The sequence below is a fragment of the Streptomyces sp. CC224B genome (assembly GCF_030010595.1).
Taxonomy (GTDB): Bacteria; Actinomycetota; Actinomycetes; order Streptomycetales; family Streptomycetaceae; genus Streptomyces; species Streptomyces longispororuber.
On the sequence record NZ_JASCXL010000035.1, the window covers coordinates 1 to 21,086 of the forward strand.

19 protein-coding genes are annotated in these 21,086 nt (G+C 75.5%); 11 read left to right on the top strand and 8 right to left on the bottom strand.

The genetic code is table 11. From position 1 onward, the window contains the following. The 6 genes from QK440_RS16350 to QK440_RS16375 all read left to right on the top strand — a co-directional run. Positions 1-980, top strand: a 980-nt coding sequence (locus QK440_RS16350) for an MBL fold metallo-hydrolase (RefSeq protein WP_349239297.1), incomplete at its 5' end; no start/stop codon positions are given. 128 nt (positions 981-1,108) lie between these two features. Then, on the top strand, positions 1,109-1,822 hold the full coding sequence (gene pqqC / locus QK440_RS16355) for a pyrroloquinoline-quinone synthase PqqC (RefSeq protein ID WP_282793879.1): 714 nt from the start codon (positions 1,109-1,111) through the stop codon (positions 1,820-1,822). An 80-nt stretch (positions 1,823-1,902) separates the two neighbouring features. Next, complete coding sequence (gene pqqD / locus QK440_RS16360; protein ID WP_282793880.1) at positions 1,903-2,175, top strand: pyrroloquinoline quinone biosynthesis peptide chaperone PqqD; 273 nt, start codon at positions 1,903-1,905, stop codon at positions 2,173-2,175. Between the two features lie 152 nt (positions 2,176-2,327). Further along, positions 2,328-3,362: a pyrroloquinoline quinone biosynthesis protein PqqE gene (gene pqqE, locus QK440_RS16365; protein WP_282793881.1), complete on the top strand. Its 1,035-nt coding sequence runs from the start codon at positions 2,328-2,330 to the stop codon at positions 3,360-3,362. A gap of 80 nt (positions 3,363-3,442) precedes the next feature. Then, positions 3,443-4,270 (top strand): Tat pathway signal sequence domain protein, encoded by an 828-nt coding sequence (locus QK440_RS16370; RefSeq protein ID WP_282793829.1) that lies wholly within the window; start codon positions 3,443-3,445, stop codon positions 4,268-4,270. Between the two features lie 54 nt (positions 4,271-4,324). Next, on the top strand, positions 4,325-5,437 hold the full coding sequence (locus tag QK440_RS16375; protein WP_282793830.1) for a PQQ-dependent sugar dehydrogenase: 1,113 nt from the start codon (positions 4,325-4,327) through the stop codon (positions 5,435-5,437). A 51-nt stretch (positions 5,438-5,488) separates the two neighbouring features. Here the strand turns inward: QK440_RS16375 and QK440_RS16380 are convergent, their stop codons facing one another. Both QK440_RS16380 and QK440_RS16385 read right to left on the bottom strand, forming a co-directional pair. Continuing rightward, on the bottom strand, positions 5,489-7,315 hold the full coding sequence (locus tag QK440_RS16380) for a long-chain fatty acid--CoA ligase (RefSeq protein ID WP_282793831.1): 1,827 nt from the start codon (positions 7,313-7,315) through the stop codon (positions 5,489-5,491). Positions 7,316-7,529: 214 nt separating this feature from the next. Beyond that, on the bottom strand, positions 7,530-9,047 hold the full coding sequence (locus QK440_RS16385; RefSeq protein WP_282793832.1) for an MFS transporter: 1,518 nt from the start codon (positions 9,045-9,047) through the stop codon (positions 7,530-7,532). 142 nt (positions 9,048-9,189) lie between these two features. Here QK440_RS16385 and QK440_RS16390 point away from each other — a divergent pair, with 142 nt between their 5' ends. Beyond that, the gene (locus QK440_RS16390) at positions 9,190-10,167 is read left to right on the top strand and encodes an Lrp/AsnC family transcriptional regulator (protein ID WP_282793833.1); all 978 of its coding nucleotides are present in this window, start codon (positions 9,190-9,192) and stop codon (positions 10,165-10,167) included. Positions 10,168-10,183: 16 nt separating this feature from the next. Here the strand turns inward: QK440_RS16390 and QK440_RS16395 are convergent, their stop codons facing one another. Next, positions 10,184-11,050: a LysR substrate-binding domain-containing protein gene (locus QK440_RS16395; RefSeq protein ID WP_282793834.1), complete on the bottom strand. Its 867-nt coding sequence runs from the start codon at positions 11,048-11,050 to the stop codon at positions 10,184-10,186. A gap of 239 nt (positions 11,051-11,289) precedes the next feature. On the opposite strand from QK440_RS16395, the gene QK440_RS16400 reads away from it, so the two are divergent. After that, positions 11,290-12,369: a bile acid:sodium symporter family protein gene (locus tag QK440_RS16400; RefSeq protein WP_282793835.1), complete on the top strand. Its 1,080-nt coding sequence runs from the start codon at positions 11,290-11,292 to the stop codon at positions 12,367-12,369. Here QK440_RS16400 and QK440_RS16405 read toward each other — a convergent pair. The 3 genes from QK440_RS16405 to QK440_RS16415 form a co-directional block, all read right to left on the bottom strand. Further along, positions 12,305-13,540, bottom strand: a complete 1,236-nt coding sequence (locus tag QK440_RS16405) for a hypothetical protein (protein WP_282793882.1) — start codon at positions 13,538-13,540, stop codon at positions 12,305-12,307. The genes QK440_RS16400 and QK440_RS16405 overlap by 65 nt on opposite strands. Positions 13,541-13,625: 85 nt before the next feature. Continuing rightward, the gene (locus tag QK440_RS16410; protein WP_282793836.1) at positions 13,626-15,575 is read right to left on the bottom strand and encodes a sialidase family protein; all 1,950 of its coding nucleotides are present in this window, start codon (positions 15,573-15,575) and stop codon (positions 13,626-13,628) included. Positions 15,576-15,803: 228 nt separating this feature from the next. Then, positions 15,804-16,727 carry a zinc-binding dehydrogenase gene (locus tag QK440_RS16415; RefSeq protein WP_282793837.1) on the bottom strand — a complete coding sequence of 308 codons (924 nt, stop codon included), beginning with the start codon at positions 16,725-16,727 and terminating at the stop codon, positions 15,804-15,806. Positions 16,728-16,819: 92 nt separating this feature from the next. On the opposite strand from QK440_RS16415, the gene QK440_RS16420 reads away from it, so the two are divergent. Then, positions 16,820-17,266 carry a MarR family winged helix-turn-helix transcriptional regulator gene (locus tag QK440_RS16420; protein WP_282793838.1) on the top strand — a complete coding sequence of 149 codons (447 nt, stop codon included), beginning with the start codon at positions 16,820-16,822 and terminating at the stop codon, positions 17,264-17,266. Positions 17,267-17,465: 199 nt separating this feature from the next. Here the strand turns inward: QK440_RS16420 and fdhD are convergent, their stop codons facing one another. Beyond that, positions 17,466-18,329 carry a formate dehydrogenase accessory sulfurtransferase FdhD gene (gene fdhD / locus QK440_RS16425; RefSeq protein ID WP_282793839.1) on the bottom strand — a complete coding sequence of 288 codons (864 nt, stop codon included), beginning with the start codon at positions 18,327-18,329 and terminating at the stop codon, positions 17,466-17,468. A 5-nt stretch (positions 18,330-18,334) separates the two neighbouring features. Continuing rightward, positions 18,335-18,535 (bottom strand): hypothetical protein, encoded by a 201-nt coding sequence (locus tag QK440_RS16430; RefSeq protein WP_282793840.1) that lies wholly within the window; start codon positions 18,533-18,535, stop codon positions 18,335-18,337. A 105-nt stretch (positions 18,536-18,640) separates the two neighbouring features. Here QK440_RS16430 and QK440_RS16435 point away from each other — a divergent pair, with 105 nt between their 5' ends. Together QK440_RS16435 and QK440_RS16440 are read left to right on the top strand one after the other, a co-directional pair. Then, complete coding sequence (locus QK440_RS16435; RefSeq protein WP_282793841.1) at positions 18,641-19,588, top strand: beta-ketoacyl-ACP synthase III; 948 nt, start codon at positions 18,641-18,643, stop codon at positions 19,586-19,588. A 261-nt stretch (positions 19,589-19,849) separates the two neighbouring features. Continuing rightward, positions 19,850-21,031 (top strand): ROK family transcriptional regulator, encoded by a 1,182-nt coding sequence (locus QK440_RS16440; protein ID WP_282793842.1) that lies wholly within the window; start codon positions 19,850-19,852, stop codon positions 21,029-21,031. Positions 21,032-21,086: the final 55 nt, after the last annotated feature.

Consider the following 21,086-nt stretch of genomic DNA (forward strand, 5'->3'; position numbering starts at 1 on the left):
GGGGCGGGGCGGCGGGGCGGGCGGGGGGGGGGGGGGGGGGGCCCCCCGGGGGGGGGCGGCGCGCGCGGGGGGCCCCCCCCCCCCCCCCCCCCCACCCGGGGCGCCGCCGCCTCCACGCCGGTCTCGCCGTCCACGCGGGCGGGGACCGCTGGTACCTCGTCAACGCCACCCCGGACCTCGGGGAGCAGCTCGAACGGTGCCCGGAGCTGCTGCCCGACCCGGAGGGCGACCCCCGCCGCACCCCCGTCGCGGGCGTGCTGCTCACCGACGCCGAACTCGACCACACCCTCGGCATCGCCCGGCTGCGCGAGGCCCGGGACGGCGTCGAGGTGTACGCCACCGCACCGGTGGAGCGGGCCGTGCGCGAGCGGCTCGGGCTCGGCGCCGTGCTCGCTCCGTACACCGCCGTCCGCTGGCGCCGGCTCACCGGCACGGGGGTGCCGCTCGGCACCGGGGCGGGGGTGCACGTCAGCGCCGTGCCGGTTTCGGCCAAGCGCCCGCGGTACGCGTCGGACGCGGCTTCCCCGGCTCCCGGGGCCGCCGCCACGCTGACCGCGGCGGACGCCGCCGCGGCCACCGCGGACGCCACCCCCGCGAGCGACGCCTGGTCCGTCGCGCTGTGCCTGCGCGACACCGCGAGCGGCGGCACGCTCCTGTACGCCCCGGCGCTCGCCGCCTGGAGCGACACCTTCGAGAAGGCCGCCCAGGAGGCCGACGTCGTCCTCGTCGACGGCACGTTCTGGGACGACGACGAGCCGCTGCGGGCGGGGTTCTCGCGCCGGACCGCCACCGGGATGGGCCATCTGCCGATCACCGGTCCGGGTGGCACCGCCGCCCGGCTCGCCCGCCTGCCCGGCCGCTGCCTGTACACGCATCTGAACAACACCAACCCGCTGGGCGACCCGGACGCCGAGCAGCACCGGCAGCTCGCCGCGTGGGGCCTCGCCGTCGCGGACGAACGGATGGTGATCGAGCTGTGAGGACGACCTCCCCGGACGGTTCCCCGGCGGGCCCGGACGGCCCCGCCACGGTCCCCGCCCCGGACCCCGCCTCCGGCCATCGGCTCCCGGCGGCCGCCGACGACCGCGAGCCGTGGACCGCCGACGAGCTGACCGACCGGCTTCGCGCCGTCTCCGCCGCGCGCTACCACGACCGCCACCCCTTCAACGTCCGTATGCACGCGGGCGACCTCACCCCCGAGGAACTGCGCCGCTGGATCGCCAACCGCTTCCACTACCAGCGCCACATCCCCGTCAAGGACGCCCTGATCCTCGCCAAGTTCGACGACCCGGCGCTGCGCCGGGGCTGGGCCCGGCGGATCCGCGACCACGACGGGGAGCGCGCGGGCGAGGGCGGCATCGAGCGGTGGCTGCGGCTCGGCGAGGCGGCGGGCCTCCCGCGCGCGACGCTGTGGGACAGCTCGCGGGTGCTGCCGGGCGTACGGCTCGCCGTCGACGGCTACGTCAACTTCTGCCGCCTGCGGCCCGCGCTGGACGCCGTCGCCGCCTCGCTGACCGAGCTGTCGGCGCCGGACCTGATGCGCACGCGGATCGCCGCGTTCGAGAAGCACTACCCGTGGATCGACGCCGACGGGCTCGCCTACTTCCGCGGCCGGGTCGAGCAGGGCGGCCGCGACGGCCAGGAGGCGCTCGGCCTGGTCCGGGCCTGGGCGCGCACCCGCGACCAGCAGGAGCGGGCCGTCGCCGCGCTCGCCTTCAAGTGCGACGTCCTGTGGACGCTGCTGGACGCCGTGGACCGGGGCCCCGCGCCCGGCGCGCCCGCCCCGGAAGCCGCCGCCGAGCGGAAGGCCGGATCGCCGTGACCGACCTCGTACGATCCGACGGGCGGCCCGACGTACGATCCGACGGGCGGCCCGACGTGCGGCCCGACGTACGCCCTGACGTGCGGCCCGACGTACGCCCCGACTGGCGGCCCGCCCTTGTCCGCTCCGTGACGCTCCGCCACGACCGGGTGCGCGGCCTCGACCTGCTCGTCCTGCCCGAGCGCGTCGTGGTGCTGCGCGGCGCCGCCGCGAGCATCGTGGCGCTGTGCGACGGCGAGCGCGACGTACGGGCGATCGTCGCGGAGCTGGAGCGGCGGCACCCGGGGGCGCCGGTGGCCGACGAAGTCCCCGTCTTCCTGGACCGGTTGCGCCGCGAGGGGTGGCTCCGGTGACCCTTCCCACGCCACCCCCGGCCGCCGGGCCGCGCGCCTCTGCCCCCGCCCCGGCCCCGGCCGCCGAGCCGCACCCTTCCCCCCGGCCGCCGGAAGCACCCGCCCCCGACCCGCCCTGGGCCCTCCTCGCCGAGCTCACCCACGGCTGCCCGCTGCGCTGCGCCTACTGCTCCAACCCCGGTGAACTCGTACGACGCGAGGCCGAGTTGACCGCCGAGGAGTGGGCCGATGTGTTCCGCCAGGCCGGTGACCTCGGCGTCGTGCAGACCCATCTGTCCGGCGGCGAGCCGCTGCTGCGCCGCGACCTGGCGGGCATCGTCGCCGCCGCCGACCGGGCGGGCATCCACACCCAGCTCGTCACGAGCGGCGTGGGCCTGCACGAGGACCGCCTCGCCGCGCTCGTGGACGCGGGCCTGCGCAGCGTCCAGCTCTCCGTGCAGCACACCGACCCCCGCCGGGCCGAGCGCATCGCCGGGGCGCGGGCGTCCGGCGCCAAGGAGCGGGCCGCCCGGCTCGTCCGCGCGGCCGGGCTGCCGCTCGGCCTGAACGTGGTCCTGCACCGCGCCAACCTGGACGCGGTCGACGCCCTCGTGAACCTCGCCCTCGCCTGGGGCGCGGACCGGATCGAACTGGCCAACACCCAGTTCTACGGCTGGGCCCTGCGCAACCGCGACGCGCTGCTGCCCCACCCCGACCAGGTCGCCCGCGCCCGCCGCGCGGTCGAGCGCAGACGGGCCGAACTGACCGGCCGCCTGGAGCTGGTGTGGGTGGCGCCCGACTACGTCGACGCCACGGCCAAGCCCTGCATGGGCGGCTGGGGCGCGGTGTCCCTGACCGTCGCGCCCGACGGCACGGTGCTGCCCTGCCCGGCCGCCGCCGACCTCCTCGGCGACGGCGCGCCGAACGTACGGGAGCGGCGACTGGCCTGGATCTGGCGGGAGTCCGAGGCCTTCACCCGGTACCGGGGCGAGGCCTGGATGCCCGAGCCCTGCCGCTCCTGCGCCCTGCGGTCCGTCGACTTCGGCGGCTGCCGCTGCCAGGCGTACGCCCTGACCGGCGACGCCGCGCGCACGGACCCCGCCTGCCGGCACGCGCCCGACCACGGGCTCGTCCGTGCCCTCGTCGACGCCGCGCGGCCGCCCACGGCCGCCGCGGACGACTACGCCTACCGCGGCACAGGGGCCTGAACCGCCCCCGCACGGCCTGAACCGCCCCCGCACGTCCCGCACCGCGCCCACGACCAGCGACGGAGACAGAGGAGCCCGGTATGACCACCTCGCGCAGGACCGTACTCGCAGCGGCGCTCGGCGCAGGGGCGGGCGCGGCGACCACGGCCGCCGGGATCCCGCCCGCCGCGGCTACCGGCCTCCCATCCGCCACGGCCGCCGGGATCCCGCGCGCCGCCGCGTGGAAGCTGCGCTGGGCCCCGTCCGCCCGCGACGTCGGCACCCGCGCCTTCGAGACCGTGGAGGACGACCGCGCCGCCTCCCACCCCGCGGCCAAGCCGCACATCAGGACCGAGGGCGACGCCTTCCGCTTCGACATCCACACCGTCGACCGCGACACCCACACCGACCGGCAGCGCCAGGAGGTCACCGGCTGCCGCACCGGCGACACGTACCTGACGTGGCGCGAGGGCGAGACGTGGCGCGTCACGTACCGCATGTACCTGCCGCGGTCGCTCCGGGCGACGACGACGTTCACGCACATCATGCAGATGAAGCAGCCGGGCACGGGCACCTCGCCGATCGTCGTGCAGTCGCTGCGCCGCGTGGGCGGCGAGCAGACCATTGAGCTGAAGGTCTTCGGCGGCGACGTCCTGGTCGGCCGCACCGCCCTGGAGCCGCTGCACGACTCCTGGACCGACGTCGACTTCCGGATCACCGTCGGCGACGGCGCGTCGGGCGCGGTGCGCTGGATCCTCAAGAACGGCGGGGCGACCGTCGTCGACGCGTCGAAGTCCGGCGTGGACACCTTCCTCGCCGACCGCGTGCGCCCCAAGTGGGGCATCTACCGCTCGCTCGGCGACACCTCCGGCTCGCTGCGGGACACGTACATGCTCCTGACCGGCATGCACGCCCACCAGCTCGTCTGAGCCGTCCGGCACGTCCACGCGCCTGCCGCCCCCGCCCACCTTCCAGGAGGCCCCGTGCCCGGCAAGAGCAGGAGCAGGAGCAGATCGAAGGACCGCGGCAGCGCGCTGGCGGTCGCCGCCGTCCTCACCGCGGTCCTGGTGACGCCCGCCGCCCCGGCCGGGGCCGCGCCGCCCGCCCCCGACGGCGGCCGGCCCGTGGGTGTCGCGACCCTCTCCGAGGGCTGGACCGTCCCCTGGGGCACCGCCTGGCTGCCCGACGGCACGGCCGCGCTCGTCACCGAGCGGGACGCCGCCCGCGTCTGGGCGGTGTCGTCCGACGGCCGTACGAGGAGGCAGCTCGGCACGGTGCCCGAGACCCAGGCCACCGGCGGCGAGGGCGGCCTGATGGGCATCGCCGTCGACCCGCGGTGGGCGTCCCACCCCTACGTGTACGTCATGCACACCTCCGCCGAGGGCAACCGCATCGCGCGCATGACGTACGACGGCTCCTCGCTCGGCGACTACACGGTCCTGGTCCGCGGCATCAAGAAGGCCCGCTACCACAACGGCGGCCGACTGGCCTTCGGCCCCGACGGCCATCTGTACGCCACCACCGGCGACGCGCAGGACCGCAAGCTCGCGCAGGACAAGGACTCCCTCAACGGCAAGGTGCTCCGCCTGACCCGTGACGGGCGGCCCGCCCCCGGCAACCCCTTCGGCACGCTCGTGTACAGCCTCGGCCACCGCAACCCGCAGGGCATCGCCTTCGACCGCCGGGGCCGCCTGTGGGAGGCCGAGCTGGGCGACGCCCTCCACGACGAGCTCAACCTCGTCGAGCCCGGCCGGAACTACGGCTGGCCCCTCTGCGAAGGCCCCTGCGACGAGCCCGGCATGACCGCTCCCCAGAAGACCTGGGGCGTCGAGGAGGCCTCACCGAGCGGCATCGCCGTCGTGGGCGGGGCGATCTACCTGGCGGCCCTCAAGGGCGCCCGCCTGTGGCGCGTCCCCCTGCGCGGCAAGGACACCGTCGGCACCCCCGAGGCGTACTACACCGGCCGGTACGGGCGGCTGCGGACGGTGACGGCCGTGCCCGGCGCGGCGGCGCTGTGGCTGACCACGAGCAACGCCGACGACACCGGCAACGGGCCCGACGGCGGTGACCGGATCCTCGGGGTGCGCCTGGGCTGACCGGCCCGCCTCGGCCGGCCCGCGCGCGCCCGGGGCGGCCCGTCGGGCCCGTCAGGGGTACAGCGCCTCGATCTCCGCCGCGTAGGCCTCCTCGATGGCCTTGCGCTTGAGCTTGAGCGAGGGCGTGAGCAGGCCGTGCTCCTCGGTGAACTGGTGGGCCAGGATGCGGAAGGTGCGGATCGACTCGGCCTGCGAGACCAGGGTGTTGGCGGCGACCACCGCGCGCCGCACCTCCGTCTCCAGGTCCGGGTCGCGCACCAGTTGGGCGGGGGACATCGGCGGCTTGTCGCGCAGGGCGAGCCAGTGGTTGACGGCCTCGGCGTCGAGGGTGACCAGCGCCGCGACGTAGGGGCGGTCGTCGCCGACGACGACGCACTGCGCGACCAGCGGGTGGTCGCGCACCCGCTCCTCCAACGGCGAGGGCGACACGCTCTTGCCGCCGGAGGTCACCAGGATCTCCTTCTTGCGGCCGGTGATCGTGAGGTACCCGTCCTCGTCCAGGGAGCCCAGGTCACCGGTCGCGAGCCAGCCGTCCCGCAGGACCGCGTCGGTGGCCTTCGGGTCGTTGAGGTAGCCCTGGAAGACGTGGCTCCCGCGCAGCCACACCTCGCCGTCGTCCGCGATGCGCACCGCCGTGCCGGGGACGGCCTGGCCGACCGTGCCGTAGCGGGTGCGCTCGGGCGGGTTCGCGGTCGCGGCGGCCGAGCACTCGGTCAGGCCGTAGCCCTCGAAGACGGTGACGCCCGCGCCCGCGAAGAACAGACCCAGGCGGCGGTCCATGGCCGAGCCCCCGGACATGGCGTGCCGCACCCGCCCGCCCAGGGCCTCGCGCACCTTGGCGTACACGAGCTTGTCGAAGAGCTGGTGCTGCACCCGCAGCGCGGCCGACGGACCGGGGCCGGTGCCGAAGGCCCTGGCCTCCAGCGCCTCGGCGTACTTCACCGCCACGTCCACGGCCTTGTCGAACGGGCCCGCCCTGCCCTCCCGTTCGGCCGCGCGGCGGGCCGCGTGGAAGACCTTCTCGAAGACGTACGGCACGGCGAGGAAGAACGTCGGCCGGAAGGCGGCCAGGTCCGGCAGGAGCGCGGCCGCGCTCAGGCTGGGCTGGTGGCCGAGCTTGACCCGGCCGCGGATCGCCGCGATCTGCACCATGCGGCCGAAGACGTGCGCGAGCGGCAGGAACAGCAGCGTCGAGGCCTCGTCGCCGCGCCGGGAGCGGAACACCGGCTCCCAGCGGCGGACCACCGTGTCCACCTCGAACATGAGGTTCGCGTGGCTGAGCACGCAGCCCTTGGGGCGGCCCGTGGTGCCGGAGGTGTAGATGACGGTGGCGACGGAGGCGGGCGTGACCGCGCGGCGGTGGCGGTGCGCCACCTCGTCGTCCAGGTCGCGGCCCGCCCGGGTCAGCTCGCCCACCGCGTCCCCGTCGAGCTGCCACAGGCGGCGCAGCAGCGGCAGCCGGTCCACGACCGAGCCGACCGTCATCGCGTGGTCCTCGTGCTCCACCACCGCCGCCGTCACCTGCGCGTCGTGCAGCATCCAGAAGACCTGCTCGGCCGACGACGTGGGGTAGAGCGGGACGACCTGCGCGCCGACCGTCCACAGCGCGAAGTCGAAGAGCGTCCACTCGTAGCGCGTACGGGACATGACGGCGACCCGGTCGCCGAAGCGGACGCCCTGGGCGAGCAGCCCCTTGGCGACCGCGAGGACCTCGTCGCGGAACGCGGCGGCCGTCACGTCCCGCCACAGGCCGCTCTCCTCGGACTTGCGGCCGAGGACGACCCGCTCCGGATCCTCGGCGGCATGGTCGAACACGGCGTCGGCGAGGCCGCCCGCTCTCGGAGCCGACGCCAGGGGAGGGTTCGTGAACTCGCGCAATGGTGCTCCTTGTGGCGCTCCGCACAGCGCCGGTGACGGTACCCCACCCCGGACCCGTCCGGGAGAGGGGTGGGGAGCGCGCCAACTGGCACGATCGTCACAGGTCAGCGGGGTAAATGCGGCCACAAGGGGAAGGGTCGGACAGATTCCTCTGGAATCCTTACGCCGGAGTAAGTTTCGGTGGCGTAATCTCCACCGAATCTGTACGCCGGGATTACGCCCGGAGCCGCTTCCCGGCGCCCTCGGCGGTGGCCCCACCGGGCGCCCGCGCACCGGCGACGGGCTCCTGACCTGCGGCGGAGGCCCGCTTGGTCCGGACCATCAGGAGGACGGCGGCGCCCGCCACCAGGCCCGTGACGCCCGCCGTGAGCGCCGCCCCGTTCAGGCCGGATGCGAACGCCTCCCGCACGCTGTGCTCCGGGACCGCGCCCCGCAGGGCCGCCGCGCCGCCGCCCGCCGCGGTGTGCGCCGCGTCCTGGCCGAGCCCGTCGGCCATCCGCGAGGTGAGGACCGTGCCGAACACGGCCACGCCGAGGGCGTAGCCGAGCTGCCGGAAGGTGTTCACCGCGCCGCCCGCCATGCCCGCGCGATGCGGCTCCACCGCGGCCAGCGCCGCGCCCGCGAGCCCCGGCGAGACCAGGCCGGTGCCGACGCCCGCCAGCGTCAGGCCCGGTACGAGCGCGCCCCACGAGGAGTCCGCGTCGAGCACGGCCGTCGCCACCCCGCCCGCGCCGATCAGCAGCAGCCCGACCCCGATCACGTACCGCGCGGGCACCCCGTGCAGCAGCCGCCCGCCGACCGCCGCCACCACGAACGACGTGGCCGCCAGCGGCAGCAGGACCAGGCTGCCGCGCACCGGGCTCATGCCGAGCACCGTCTGCAGCCAGATCGAGAAGTACGGGATCACGCCGAACGCCGCCGCGTTGTAGCCGACCGCGCCGATCAGGACGCCCGTGAACGCGGGCTTCCGCAGCAGCCCCAGATCCAGCAGCGGATACGCGGCCCGCCGCTCGACCGCCACGAACGCGGCCAGGGCCAGCACCGCCACCGCGAACGTCACACCGGTACGCGCCGAGGTCCAGCCCACGGCCGACGCCCGCACCGCCCCGTACGTCAGGGCACCCGCGAACAGCGCGAACGTCACCGTGCCCGCCCAGTCCACGCGCCGCTGGACGTCGCCGCGCGTCTCCGGCACCGCCCGCAGCGTCAGCCAGATCGCGGCCACGCTCACCGGCAGGTTGATGAAGAAGATCCAGCGCCACCCGGGCCCCGCGGTGAGCAGCCCGCCCGCCACCGGCCCGAGCGCCGCGGCGGCGCCGCTCACCGCGCCCCAGACGCCGAGCGCCACCGAGCGCTCCTTGCCCTGGTAGGCGGCGCCCAGCAGCGGCAGCGTCGTCGCGAACATCGCGGCGGCGCCCAGTCCCTGCACGGCGCGCGCCGCCACGAGCAGCTCCGCGTCCCCCGCGAGCCCGCACCCCAGCGAGGCCAGCGCGAACACCACCGTGCCCGCCACCTGCACCCGCCTGCGGCCCAGCACGTCGGCCGCGGCCCCGACGCCGAGCAGCAGCGCGGCCAGCGCCAGCGCGTAGCCGTCGATGACCCACTGCAGCTCGCTCAGCGAGGCGTCCAGGGCTCGCGCCATGTCGGGCAGCGCCACGATCACGATCGTCACGTCCAGCAGCAGCATGAAGGTGCCCAGGCACACCGCGGTCAGCGGCCCCCATGAGCGCATGTCGTACTCCTTGGTCTCGCTCCGGCCCGGCCGCCCGTGACGGCCCGGCGTTTTCCGACGTCGTACGATCCGTGGGGCGCGCGCCGGACGCGGGCCACCGGCGCGCGGGCGGCGGAATCCGACAGGGAAGGGGCGCACGGCGATGGAATCCTCCACGGTCTTCGACGCGCTGGACATCCGGCTGCTCCAGGCCCTGGAGACCGACGGCCGCGCGCCCTTCAGCCGGATCGCCGCGGTCCTCGGCGTCTCCGACCAGACCGTCGCGCGCCGCTTCCGCCGCCTCACCGCCGAGGGCGGCCTGCGCGTCGTGGGCGTGCGCAACGCCGAGCGCATGGGCAAGGACCACTGGATGCTGCGCCTGCGCTGCGCCCCGGACGGCGCCCTGACCCTCGCCAACGCGCTCGCCCGGCGCCCGGACACCTTCTGGGTGGGCCTCGCGTCCGGCGGCACCGAGGTCGTCTGCATGACCCGGCCGCGCACCCCCGGCGACCACGACGACCTGCTGCTCGGCAAGTTGCCGCGCACCCCGCACATCGTGGAGATCCGCGCCCACCAGATCCTGCACACCTTCTTCGGCGGGCCGCGCGGCTGGCTCGGCAAGCTGGCCCCGCTGAGCCCCGAGCAGGTGGCCGCGCTGACCCCGAAGCCGACCGCCCCGCCCCCGGGACCGGTGCGGATCACGCCGGAGGACGAGCCGCTGGTCGCCGCGCTCGAGGCGGACGGCCGGGCCACCTACCCCGAACTCCAGCGCGCCACCGGCCTCTCCGAGTCCTCGGTCAAGCGCCGCCTGACCGCGCTGCTCGAGTCCGGGGCGGTCTTCGTCGACATCGAGTACGCCGCCGAGCCGCTCGGCTACCGCTGCGGCGCCGCCCTGTGGATCACCGCGGCGCCCGCCGCCCTGAACGCCGTCGGCCAGGCCCTCGCCGGGCACGGCCAGATCGCCTACGTCGCCGCGACCGCGGGCCCCTCCAACCTGGTCGCGACCGCCGTCACCCGGGACACGGCGGACCTGTACGCGTACGTGAGCGGCCGGCTCGGGCACCTCGACGGCGTGCAGCACGTGGAGACGGCGCCGTTCCTGCGCCGGGTGAAGCAACTGACGTACCGGCCGCGGCGCTGAGCCGGGGCGGGCACGCTCAGCCGCCGCGCCCCCGCTGCAGCCGGTCGCCGCCCGCGAGGATCGCCGCCGCCAGCGCCCTGGCCGGGGGCGAGGGGCGGCGCTCCCCGTACCGCAGCACGAAGTCCACCGACCCCAGCTCCGGCAGCCCGGCCCGGTCCGACACGCGCTCCAGGCCCGGCGGGACCAGGCCGCGGGAGTGCGCCATCACCCCGAGCCCCGCCCGCGCCGCGGCCACCAGGCCGTTCAGGCTGCCGCTGGTGCAGGCGATCCGCCAGGGGCGGCCGCTGCGCTCCAGGGCGTCCAGGGCCAGCGCACGGGTGATGCCCGGCGGCGGGTACACGATGAGGGGCACCGGGCGGTCGGCTGCCAGGCGCAGCCGGGGCGCGCCGATCCAGACCAGGCCGTCGTGCCAGACCAGTTCGCCGCGCGGGTCCTCCGGGCGCCGCTTGGCGAGGACGAGGTCGAGCTTGCCCGCGTCGAGCCGCTCGTGCAGTGTGCCGGACAGCTCGACCGTGAGCTCCAGGTCGACCTCCGGGTGGCCGCGCCGGAAGGACTCCAGGATGTCGGTGAGGCGGGTCAGCACGAAGTCCTCGGACGCGCCGAAGCGCAGCCGTCCGCCGAGCCGGGCCCCCGCGAAGTGCGCCGCCGCCCGCTCGTGCGCCTCCAGGATGCTGCGCGCGAAGCCGAGCATCGCCTCGCCGTCCTCGGTCAGCTCCACGCGGTGCGTGTCCCGCGAGAACAGCGCCCGGCCGGCCGCGTCCTCCAGGCGGCGCACGTGCTGGCTGACCGTCGACTGGCGCACGCCGAGCCGGCGCGCGGCCTGCGTGAAGCTCAGCGTCTGCGCCACCGCGAGGAACGTCCGGAGCTGACCGGGGTCGTACACGGCGCCAGGCTATCGCGGAACGTGATGACAGTCAGAGCGGTGTACGGGTTTCCCGATCGCCCCCGGGAGGAGGACCATGGGAAGGAGGGCCAGGGGAAGGGCGGCACGTACCGGCCCTCACCGGCGAGCGGGGCCGTCCGCGCTCCACCGCTGCCGCGCACCACCACCGCTGTCCCGTACCACCGCCGTCCCGCCCGCCGCCGCCCGCACCACCGCCGTCCCCGAGAGCCCGGAGCATCGTGAAACGCCCGTCCTGGCCGTCCTGGATACCGGTCGACCCCTTCATCGCGGCGCTGCTCGCCACCGTCGGCCTCGCCGCGCTGCTGCCCGCCCGGGGCGCCGCCGCCGACGCGGCGTCCGGCACCTCCACCACGGCCGTCGCGCTGCTGTTCTTCCTGTACGGCGCGCGCCTGTCGACCCGCGAGGCGCTGGACGGCCTGCGGCACTGGCGGCTGCACCTGACCGTCCTGCTGTGCACCTTCGCGCTCTTCCCGCTGCTCGGCCTGGCCGCACGGGGGCTCGTGCCGTACGTCCTGACGCCCGCGCTCTACAGCGGCTTCCTGTTCCTGACGCTGGTGCCCTCCACGATCCAGTCGTCGATCGCCTTCACCTCGCTGGCCCGCGGCAACGTGCCCGCGGCCATCTGCGCGGGCTCCTTCTCCTCGCTCGCCGGGGTCGTCGTCACCCCGCTGCTCGTGGCCTGGCTGCTCAGCGACAAGGGCGGCGGGTTCTCCGCCGACGCGCTCGTCAAGATCGTGCTCCAGCTCCTCGTGCCGTTCCTCGCGGGACAGCTCCTGCGGCGCTGGATCGGGGGGTTCGTCAGCCGGCACAAGAAGGTCCTGAGCCTCGTCGACCGGGGCTCGATCCTGCTGGTCGTCTACACCGCCTTCAGCCAGGGCATGGTCCGGGGCATCTGGAGCCAGGTCACCCCGGCGCGGCTGGCGGCGCTGCTCGGCGTGGAGGCGGTGCTGCTCGCGCTGATGCTCACCGTGACCTGGTACGGCGCGAAGCGGCTCGGCTTCGGCCGCGCGGACCGGGTGGCGATCCAGTTCGCCGGGTCGAAGAAGTCCCTGGCGGCCGGCCTGCCCATGGCCAGCGTCCTGTTCGGCGCCGAGGCCTCGCTCGCGGTGCTGCCGCTGATGCTGTTCCACCAGATGCAGCTCATGGTGGGCGCGGTCATCGCCCGGCGCCGCTCCCGGGACCCCGAGGCCCGGGAGCCGGGGGAGGCCGGGGGGCGAGGGCCCGGCGGGGACGTCAGGGCCGCGCGGTCAGGCGCAGCGACACGAAGCGGGGCCGGTACAGCTCCACGTTCCGGTTGACGAGAGCCTGGCCGCCGGCCGTGCCCGCCGCGTCGAGCGCGTTGACGTCGTAGCTCAGCACGATCCGCCCGTCGCGGCTGAGCGCGGGGTGGGCCTGCGGGTTGTAGGCGGCCGTGTCCCCGTTCGCAGCCGCGTCCCGGGGCAGCGGGGGAGCGAAGCCCGCGCCGGGGCCGTGCCAGGGCCCGGTCGGCGCGCACGCCCAGTAGGACGTCACGTCGGTCAGGCCGCTGGTGCCCGCGGCCATCGTGAACAGCACGTACGTGCCGCCGTCGCGGACCACGGTGAACGCGCTGCCCACGCCCTTGTGGTCGCCGTTGCCGAGCACGGAGCGCGCTTTCGCGCCGTGCCGCGACCAATCGCGGCCGTCCCAGTAGCGCCAGGCCGCGGGGTCGCCGAGGGCTCCCTGCGGGACGCGGGCGACGTACGCGTGCGAGGAGGGGCGCGAGGCGGTCTGCGCGTCGTTGCCGCCGAAGACGTACGTCCACTCGCCGTCGTCGACCGCGGTCGTGCCGTACAGCACGCGCCGCTCGGGGTCGGCGATGCCGCGCTGGTCGGAGATCTGGGTGATGCCCTCCAGGGCGAGGTCCGGCAGCGTGAGGGTGGCGACCTCGGTGGCGGCGGGCACCCCGAAGATCCACGGCTTGGGGGCCGTGGCACGGGTCCACAGCAGGACGCGTACGACGTCCTCGTCGCTGCCGGGCGTCCGCGGCTCGACCTTCGCGGCCACCGGCCAGCGCCACTGCCCCGGCCCGGCGTCGTGGAACAGCGGTGTGGGCAGGGTCTGCTCCGGCGTGCCCGAGCGCGACATCACCACGCCCGAGTTGCGCACCATCGGCGCGCCGCCGTCGCGCCACTTGTGCGGCTTGCCCTCGGGGTTGGGCGGCGGGTGCACCCGGCCGAGGAAGGTGTCGGAGAACAGCCACAGCACGCGCCCGTCGGGAAGCCGCACCGAGTGGCTGCCGTCGCCGCCGGACCAGTCGTCGTCGCGGGCGCCGTCGTCGCCGTACGCCGCGAACGCGTCGTTCAGCCGGGGCTCGGCCCGCCAGGAGCCGACGGTGCGCGCCGGGCACGCGGCGCCGTCCTTCCGGTCGTCCGTGCCGTCGTCGGCGTCCGGCAGGACGGTGAGCAGCACCGCCACGCAGGCGAGCGCCAGCAGCAGGGCGAGCCACAGTCCCCGGGGACTGCGGCTGCCCTGCCCCCGGTCGGTGGCGGGCGGGCCGGTGTGCGGCCGTGTGGCTTGGGACACGCCCGGGACGCTAGTTCCTCGAACGCACGCGGTCCATGGGGAGCCGGAGGACGGTGTCCCGTGTCACAGCGGTCCGGTCGCCCGGACTGCGGCGCAGCTCGGCCACCTCGTCGTCCGACAGGGCCCGCGCGACGACCCACACCTCGTCGATGTCGCCGGTGAAGTGGGCCCGGCTGTCGACGCGTTGGCCGACGTGCACGCCGAACGGCGAGGTGCGGCTGACCGAGCCCGGCACGTCCGCCCGGGTGGCCTTCTCGCCGTCCACGAACAGGCTGAGCTGCCCGCCGCCGCGGCGCAGCACCACGTGGTGCCACTCGTCGTCGTCGTACGCGCCCCGGGCGCTCAGCGACGCCGAGCGGGGTGGCGCGCTGCCCTCGCGGGTGGTGATCAGGCCGGTGAGGCGGTCCTCGGCGGGCTCGTCGCGCAGCCACACCTGGGGCTGGTTGCCGCCCACGCCGCCCATCCAGAGCAGGGGCTGCTCGCCGCGGGTGGCGGAGTGGCGGAACCACAGCGAGGCCGTGAAGTCGCGGGTGCCGAGCGGCAGCCGGGTGCGGTAGGGCAGGCGCACGGCGTCGTCGACGCCGTCGAACTCCAGCGCGCCGCCCGCGACCCCGTCGGTGGTGTCCGCGTCGCCGAGGACGGCGGCGGGCCGCGCCCCCGGCACCCGGTCGGGCGTCGTCGGGTCGGGCCCGCGCCGCGGCTTCAGCCACTCCTCGGTGAAGCGGGCGAAGCGGATCTCGTCCCGGGCGTCGACCGGGCCGCCCTCGTACATCAGGCCCACGTGCTCGGCGTCGGCGCGCACCATGTCGGAGTAGCCGGACCAGTCGGTGGTCACGACGGTGCCGCGGTCGACGCTGTCCCAGGTGCGGCCGCCGTCGTACGACGAGCGGACGATCATGGTCCGGCGCCGGTCCGGGTCGGCCGGGCAGGCGAGCAGCAGCCGCTGGCCGATCCGCAGCGTCGAGCCCTGCACCTGCGGGCAGTACAGGTCGGGCTGCGGGCGGAAGGGCGCGGCGAAGCTGTCGCCGCCGTCGCGGCTGAGCGTGTGGGAGCGGTGGCCGAGGTCGGTGCCGTCCTGCTCGCGCCCGCTGACGTAGATCGCGCCGTCGTACCGCTCGGTGACGGTCATCTCCGACGGCTTCTGCCGGAACGTGCCGTCGGCGGCGTCGACGGGGTAGGTGTCGGTGGCACCGATGCGCCAGGTGGTGCCGCCGTCGTCGCTGACGACGAGCGCGGCGTGGTTGGCGGTGACCCGGCTGCCGTTCCACGTCTCGGCGTTCACCGCGAAGACCAGGCGGCCCTTGTGGCGGCCGCGGGTGAGCTGGATGCCGTGCACGGGCCCGGTGGCGTACCAGGAGTTCCAGTCCGCGGGCAGGATCTGGTCGCTCAGGTCCCGCGGCTTGGACCAGGTCACGCCGTCGTCGTCGCTGTACTGGAGGTAGGGCGTGCGGGCGCACGGCGTGGCGCAGTTCTGGCCGTCCGTGCGGCCCTTGTTGTACGTCTCCGCGAGGACGATCCGGCCCGTCCTGCGGTCGACGATCGGCGTCGGGTTGCCGTGCGTGTCGCCCGCGCCCTCGTTGATGACCTGCATCGGCCCCCAGGTGCGGCCGCCGTCGCGGGAGCGCTTCAGCACCAGGTCGATGTCGCCCGCGTCGCTGCAGTCGTTGACGCGGCCCTCGGCGAAGGCGAGCAGCGTCCCCTTCGTGGTCCGCACGACGGCCGGTATGCGGAAGCACGTGTACCCCGGGTCCTGGGTGGCCTTGAAGAGGGTCTGCTGCTCGAAGGAGGGCGCCGCCTCCGCGGCCGTGGCCCTGGTCGCGCCGCTCAGCGCGGACGGCAGCGTGAGCGCGGTGAGGGCGGCGGTGGTCAGGGCGGCGAGGGCGCGCCGTGTCGCACGCGGGCGGGAGCGGGGGTGGCTGAGCCGGGGCGGTCTGGGGCGTACGCGGTGTCTCGGCGGCATGCTGCGGGCCCTTCGTCGTGACCATATCGACCGGACATATGGACATCCCATGAGCAAGTGCGGGGCGACGACGCTACTTGGGCCACTCGGGCCGCACAACAACCGTGCGGCAAGCTGACGCCATACGGGCGAGCGGTTCCCGATCAACCCTCCCAACGGGTGCGAATGACGTGCGCGGGCGGCTGTTGAGTGCCTCTCAGGACGGCGTGCGCGCCGGTCGGGTGAGGGTCACGGCACGAGCACCACCTTGCCGCGGTTGGCGCGGGACTCGACGGCCCGGTGCGCCTCGGCCGCGTCCTCCAGGGCGTACTCCGCGTGCACGGCGAGTCGCAGCGCCCCCTCCTGGAACAGCCGCCACAGCTCCTTCCGCCACACCTCGTACGCCTGCGGCCGCTCGCGGGCGATCAGGCCCATTTGAAAGCCCGTCACGGTCTTGGCACCGACCAGCAGGTCGTACGCTTGTACGGTGCCGCCGCCCGAGCTGTACGCGACCAGGCGGCCGCCCGGGGCGAGCGCGGCCAGGGCCGGGGTCAGCAGCTCGCCGCCCACCCCGTCCAGGCAGTAGTCGACCGGCTCGCCCCAGCTCTCCCGGGCGTAGGTGACCACCTCGTCCGCGCCGAGCTCCCGCACGAGGTCCGCCTTGCCGGGGCCCGACACGGCGCCCACCACGCGCCCGGCCCCCTGGAGCCGGGCGAGCTGCACCGCCAGATGGCCCACCCCGCTCGCCGCCGCCGTGACCAGCGCGGCCTCGCCGGGCGCGGGCCGGGCCGCCTGGAGCGCGCCGTACGCGACCAGGCCGCTGCGCACCAGCGCGACCGCCTCGGTCGCGCTCGCGCCCTCCGGCACGGGCGAGGCCATCGCGGTGCCGAGCAGCGCGTAGTCGGCGTAGCCGTGCCCGAAGACGAGGCCGGTGACGCGGTCGCCCACAGCGAAGCCGGTGACGCCCGGGCCGAGCGCGGCCACCTCGCCCGCGACCTCGCCGCCGAGCGGCACGGGCTCGGCGGACTCGCGCACCTTGCGCACGACCGGCAGCGTCACACCGGCCGCCGCCACCCGGACGAGCAGCTCGCCGGGGCCCGGCTCGGGCACGGGCACCTCCTCGATCCGCAGGACGTCGGGACCGCCGCGGTGGTCGTACCGCACACGACGCATGGATGCCTCCCAGGAACGGAAAACCATTGGTTGCCCCAACGGTATCCGCATCTTCATGGGGAAGTCCAACGATTCTTCGCTACCCTCTCCCCATGCCCGAGACCCCGCCCGCCCCGTCCGCCATCCGCACCCTGCCGAGCTGGCTCCTCGGCCGCGCCGCCGCCCGCGGCCGGGCCCTGGTCGCCGAGGCCCTCGCGGCACAGGGCATGAAGATGTGGCACCACGTGGTGCTGGCCGCCGTCGCCGACCTGGGCCCCGTCGCCCAGGCCGAACTCGGCCGCAGCGTGTCGCTCGACCCCAAGGACATGGTCGGCGTCCTCAACGACCTCCAGGACGCGGGCCTCGTCGAACGCACCCCGGACCCCCGGGACCGCCGCAAGAACGCCGTCACCATCACACCCGAGGGCCACCGCACCCTCCGCCGCTGCGCCCGAGCGGCCCACCGGGCCAACGCGGAACTCCTGGCCCCCCTGGAGGAGGGGGAGCGGGAGCGCTTCGTGGAGATGCTGACGCGGGTGGTGACGGCGGGGGACGCATGAACCGGTAGGAGGCGGACGGGCGCGACCGGGAGCATTCAGCCCGTCCGGCGTTTGAGGACGAGCGCGGAGCGCGAAGGTCTGAACCGGCACGGGTGGACGGACGCGAAGGGGTGATCCAGCCCGTCCGGCGTTTGAGGACGAGCGCGGAGCGCGGTGAAGGGGCGGGCGGGTGGGAGGAAACGCCCCGCCCCGGCAGGGCCTACACCTGGTCGGCAGCGGCCCGCAGGGCCACCCGGTGCTGCCCCGCGTACACGTTCATGGACGCCCCGCGAAGGAACCCCACCAGCGTGACCCCCGCCTCCGCGGCCAGGTCGACGGCGAGCGACGACGGCGCCGACACCGCGGCGAGCACCGGGACGCCCGCCATCACGGCCTTCTGGACCAGCTCGAAGGAGGCCCGCCCGGACACCAGCAGGACGGTCCGGGCCAGCGGCAGGCGCCCGTCCCGCAGGGCCCGCCCCACGAGCTTGTCGACGGCGTTGTGGCGCCCCACGTCCTCGCGTACGTCCAGCAGCTCGCCCTGCTCGGAGAAGAGGGCGGCCGCGTGCAGCCCCCCGGTCCGGTCGAACACGCGCTGGGCGGCACGCAGCCGGTCGGGCAGGGCGGCGAGCAGCTCGGGCGTGAGGCGCAGCGGGCCGGCGCCGCCGTCCGCGCCGTCGTCGACGGCCCAGCGGGCCGTCGTCCGCACCGCGTCCAGGCTCGCCTTGCCGCACAGCCCGCACGACGAGGTCGTGTACACGTTGCGCTCCAGCGTGATGTCCGGAAGGACCACGCCCGGGGCGGTCGACACGTCGACCACGTTGTAGGTGTTGGAGCCGTCGCGCGTCGCGCCCGCGCAGTACACGACGTTCCGCAGCTCGTCCGCCGCGCCGAGCACGCCCTCGCTGACCAGGAAGCCCACCGCCAGCGCGAAGTCGTCACCCGGCGTGCGCATGGTGATCGCGAGCGGCTTGCCGTTCAGGCGGATCTCCAGCGGCTCCTCGGCGACGAGGGTGTCCGGCCGCTCGGTGACCGCGCCGTCGCGGATGCGGAGGACGCGGCGGCGCTCCGTGACTCGTCCCATGTCGATCAGTCCCGGTTCTGTACGTGCTGGCGGCCCGAGCGGCCCTGGACGCGCGGAGGGCGCGGGGCACCGGCCGCGGCCGTGCGCGAGGTGCCCTCCACGTGCACATTGTCGTGCACGTGCAGGGTGCCCCGGCGCGCCGCCCGTACGCACTCGCACACCAGGCCGGGCGGCTCGTCACGGGGTGACGCGATGTTGCGAAGCATCCAAACGACCGCTCCCAATACTGTCGCTTCACCTCACCTCGTACCCGTGAGTCGCTCAGCAGACTGGACGGTCCCGCACATCCGGCACCACGAGGGGACCCGCACATGCCCGGCTCACGCATCACCGCCGTCGGCCACTACCAGCCCGCCAAGGTACTGACCAACGACGAGCTGGCGGGCATGGTCGACACCAGTGACGAGTGGATCAGGTCCCGGGTCGGCATCCGCACCCGGCACATCGCGGGCCCCGAGGAGCCGGTCGACGAGCTCGCCGCGCACGCCGCGGCCAAGGCCCTCGCTGCCGCCGGGCGGCCCCCCGCGTCCGTGGACCTGGTCGTCGTCGCCACGTCCACGGCGGTGGACCGCTCGCCGAACATGGCCGCGCGCGTCGCCGCCCGCCTCGGTGTGCCCTCGCCCGCCGCCCTGGACGTCAACGTCGTCTGCGCGGGCTTCACGCACGCCCTCGCCACCGCCGACCACGCCGTGCGGGCCGGTGCCGCCACGCGGGCGCTGGTCGTCGGGGCCGACAAGATGTCCGCCGTCACCGACTGGACCGACCGGACCACGTGCGTCCTGGTTGGCGACGGGGCGGGCGCGGCCGTGGTGGAGGCGTGCGGCCCGGACGAGGCGCCCGGCGTCGGGCCGGTGTTGTGGGGCTCGGTGCCCGAGATGGGGCGGGCGGTGCGCATCGAGGGGGAGCCGGCACGGTTCGCGCAGGAGGGCCAGAGCGTCTACCGCTGGGCGACCACGCGGCTCCCGCCGCTGGCCCGCGCCGCCTGCGAGCGGGCCGGGCTCGCCCCCGCCGACCTGGCGGCGGTCGTGCTGCACCAGGCCAACCTGCGCATCGTCGAACCGCTCGCCGAGCGCATCGGCGCCGTGAACGCGGTCGTCGCCCGGGACGTGGTGGACTCCGGCAACACCTCGGCGGCGTCCGTGCCGATCGCGCTGTCCAAGCTGGTGGAGCGGGGCGAGATCTCCACGGGCGCCCCGGTGCTCCTGTTCGGCTTCGGCGGAAACCTGTCGTACGCCGGGCAGGTGGTGCGCTGCCCGTGACGGCGGCCGGTGCCGTGGCGGCGGCCGGTCCCCTGGCGGCGGCCGGTTCCGCGGGCGCGACCGGTCCCCTGAGCGCGCCTGGCCCCGTGACGGTGGCGAACTCCGGGGCGGCGGGGAGCCTTTGTCCTGTGCGAGGAGAAAGTCGGCGGTTATTCGGGCGCAAGTGCTTCCCAGGCCGGGCACCCGCTGCTACGTTCCCCTCGAAAGCCCAACGCGTACGAGGGACACGGCCGATGAGGCGGGGAGGGGCGCGTGAGACGTATGACGGCTCGACCCGCCAACGCGCACCAGGCGCGCCTGCTGCGCCTGTTGCGTGACGGCGGCCCCAACTCCCGTGCGCAGCTCGGCGACCAGGTCGACCTGTCGCGGTCCAAGCTGGCCGTGGAGGTGGACCGGCTCCTGGAGACCGGCCTCGTCGTCGCCGACGGCCTCGCCGCCTCCCGCGGCGGCCGCCGCTCCCACAACATCCGCCTCGCCCCGAACCTCCGCTTCCTCGGCGTGGACATCGGCGCCACCTCCGTGGACGTCGCCGTCACCAACGCCGAGCTGGAGGTCCTGGGCCACCTCAACCAGCCCATGGACGTCCGGGAGGGCCCGGTCGCGGTCTTCGAGCAAGTCCTCGCCATGGCCGCGAAGCTGCGCGACTCGGGGCTCGCCGAGGGCTTCGACGGGGCGGGCATCGGCGTGCCGGGGCCCGTCCGCTTCCCCGAGGGAGTCCCCGTCGCCCCGCCGATCATGCCGGGCTGGGACGGCTTCCCCGTACGGGAGGCGCTCAGTCAGGAGCTCGGCTGCCCGGTCATGGTCGACAACGACGTGAACCTGATGGCGACGGGGGAGCAGCACGCGGGCGTCGCCCGCTCCGTGGGCGACTTCCTGTGCGTGAAGATCGGCACCGGCATCGGCTGCGGCATCGTCGTCGGCGGCGAGGTGTACCGGGGCACGACCGGCAGCGCCGGCGACATCGGCCACATCCAGTCCGAGCCCGAAGGCCGCCCCTGTGCCTGCGGCAACCGGGGCTGCCTGGAGGCCTACTTCAGCGGCGCGGCACTCGCCCGTGACGCGAAGGAGGCCGCCCAGCAGGGCCGTTCACCCGAGCTCGCCGCCCGTCTCGAGGCGGCCGGGACGCTCACGGCCGCCGACGTCGCCGCGGCGGCCGCCGCCGGCGACCCCACCGCGCTCGACCTGATCCGCGTCGGCGGCACCCGCGCGGGCCAGGTCATCGCGGGCCTCGTCAGCTTCTTCAACCCGGGCCTCGTGGTGATCGGCGGCGGCGTCACGGGCCTCGGACACACCCTGCTCGCCGCGATCCGCACCCAGGTCTACCGCCAGTCGCTGCCGCTCGCGACCGGCAACCTCCCCATCGTCCTCGGAGAGCTCGGCCCCGCCGCCGGAGTCATCGGCGGCGCCCGGCTCATCAGCGACCACCTGTTCTCCCCGGCCTGACCGGCCCGCGGCGACCGGCCGTCCCGGCCCCCCCGCACGCTCCACCCGGCACGTA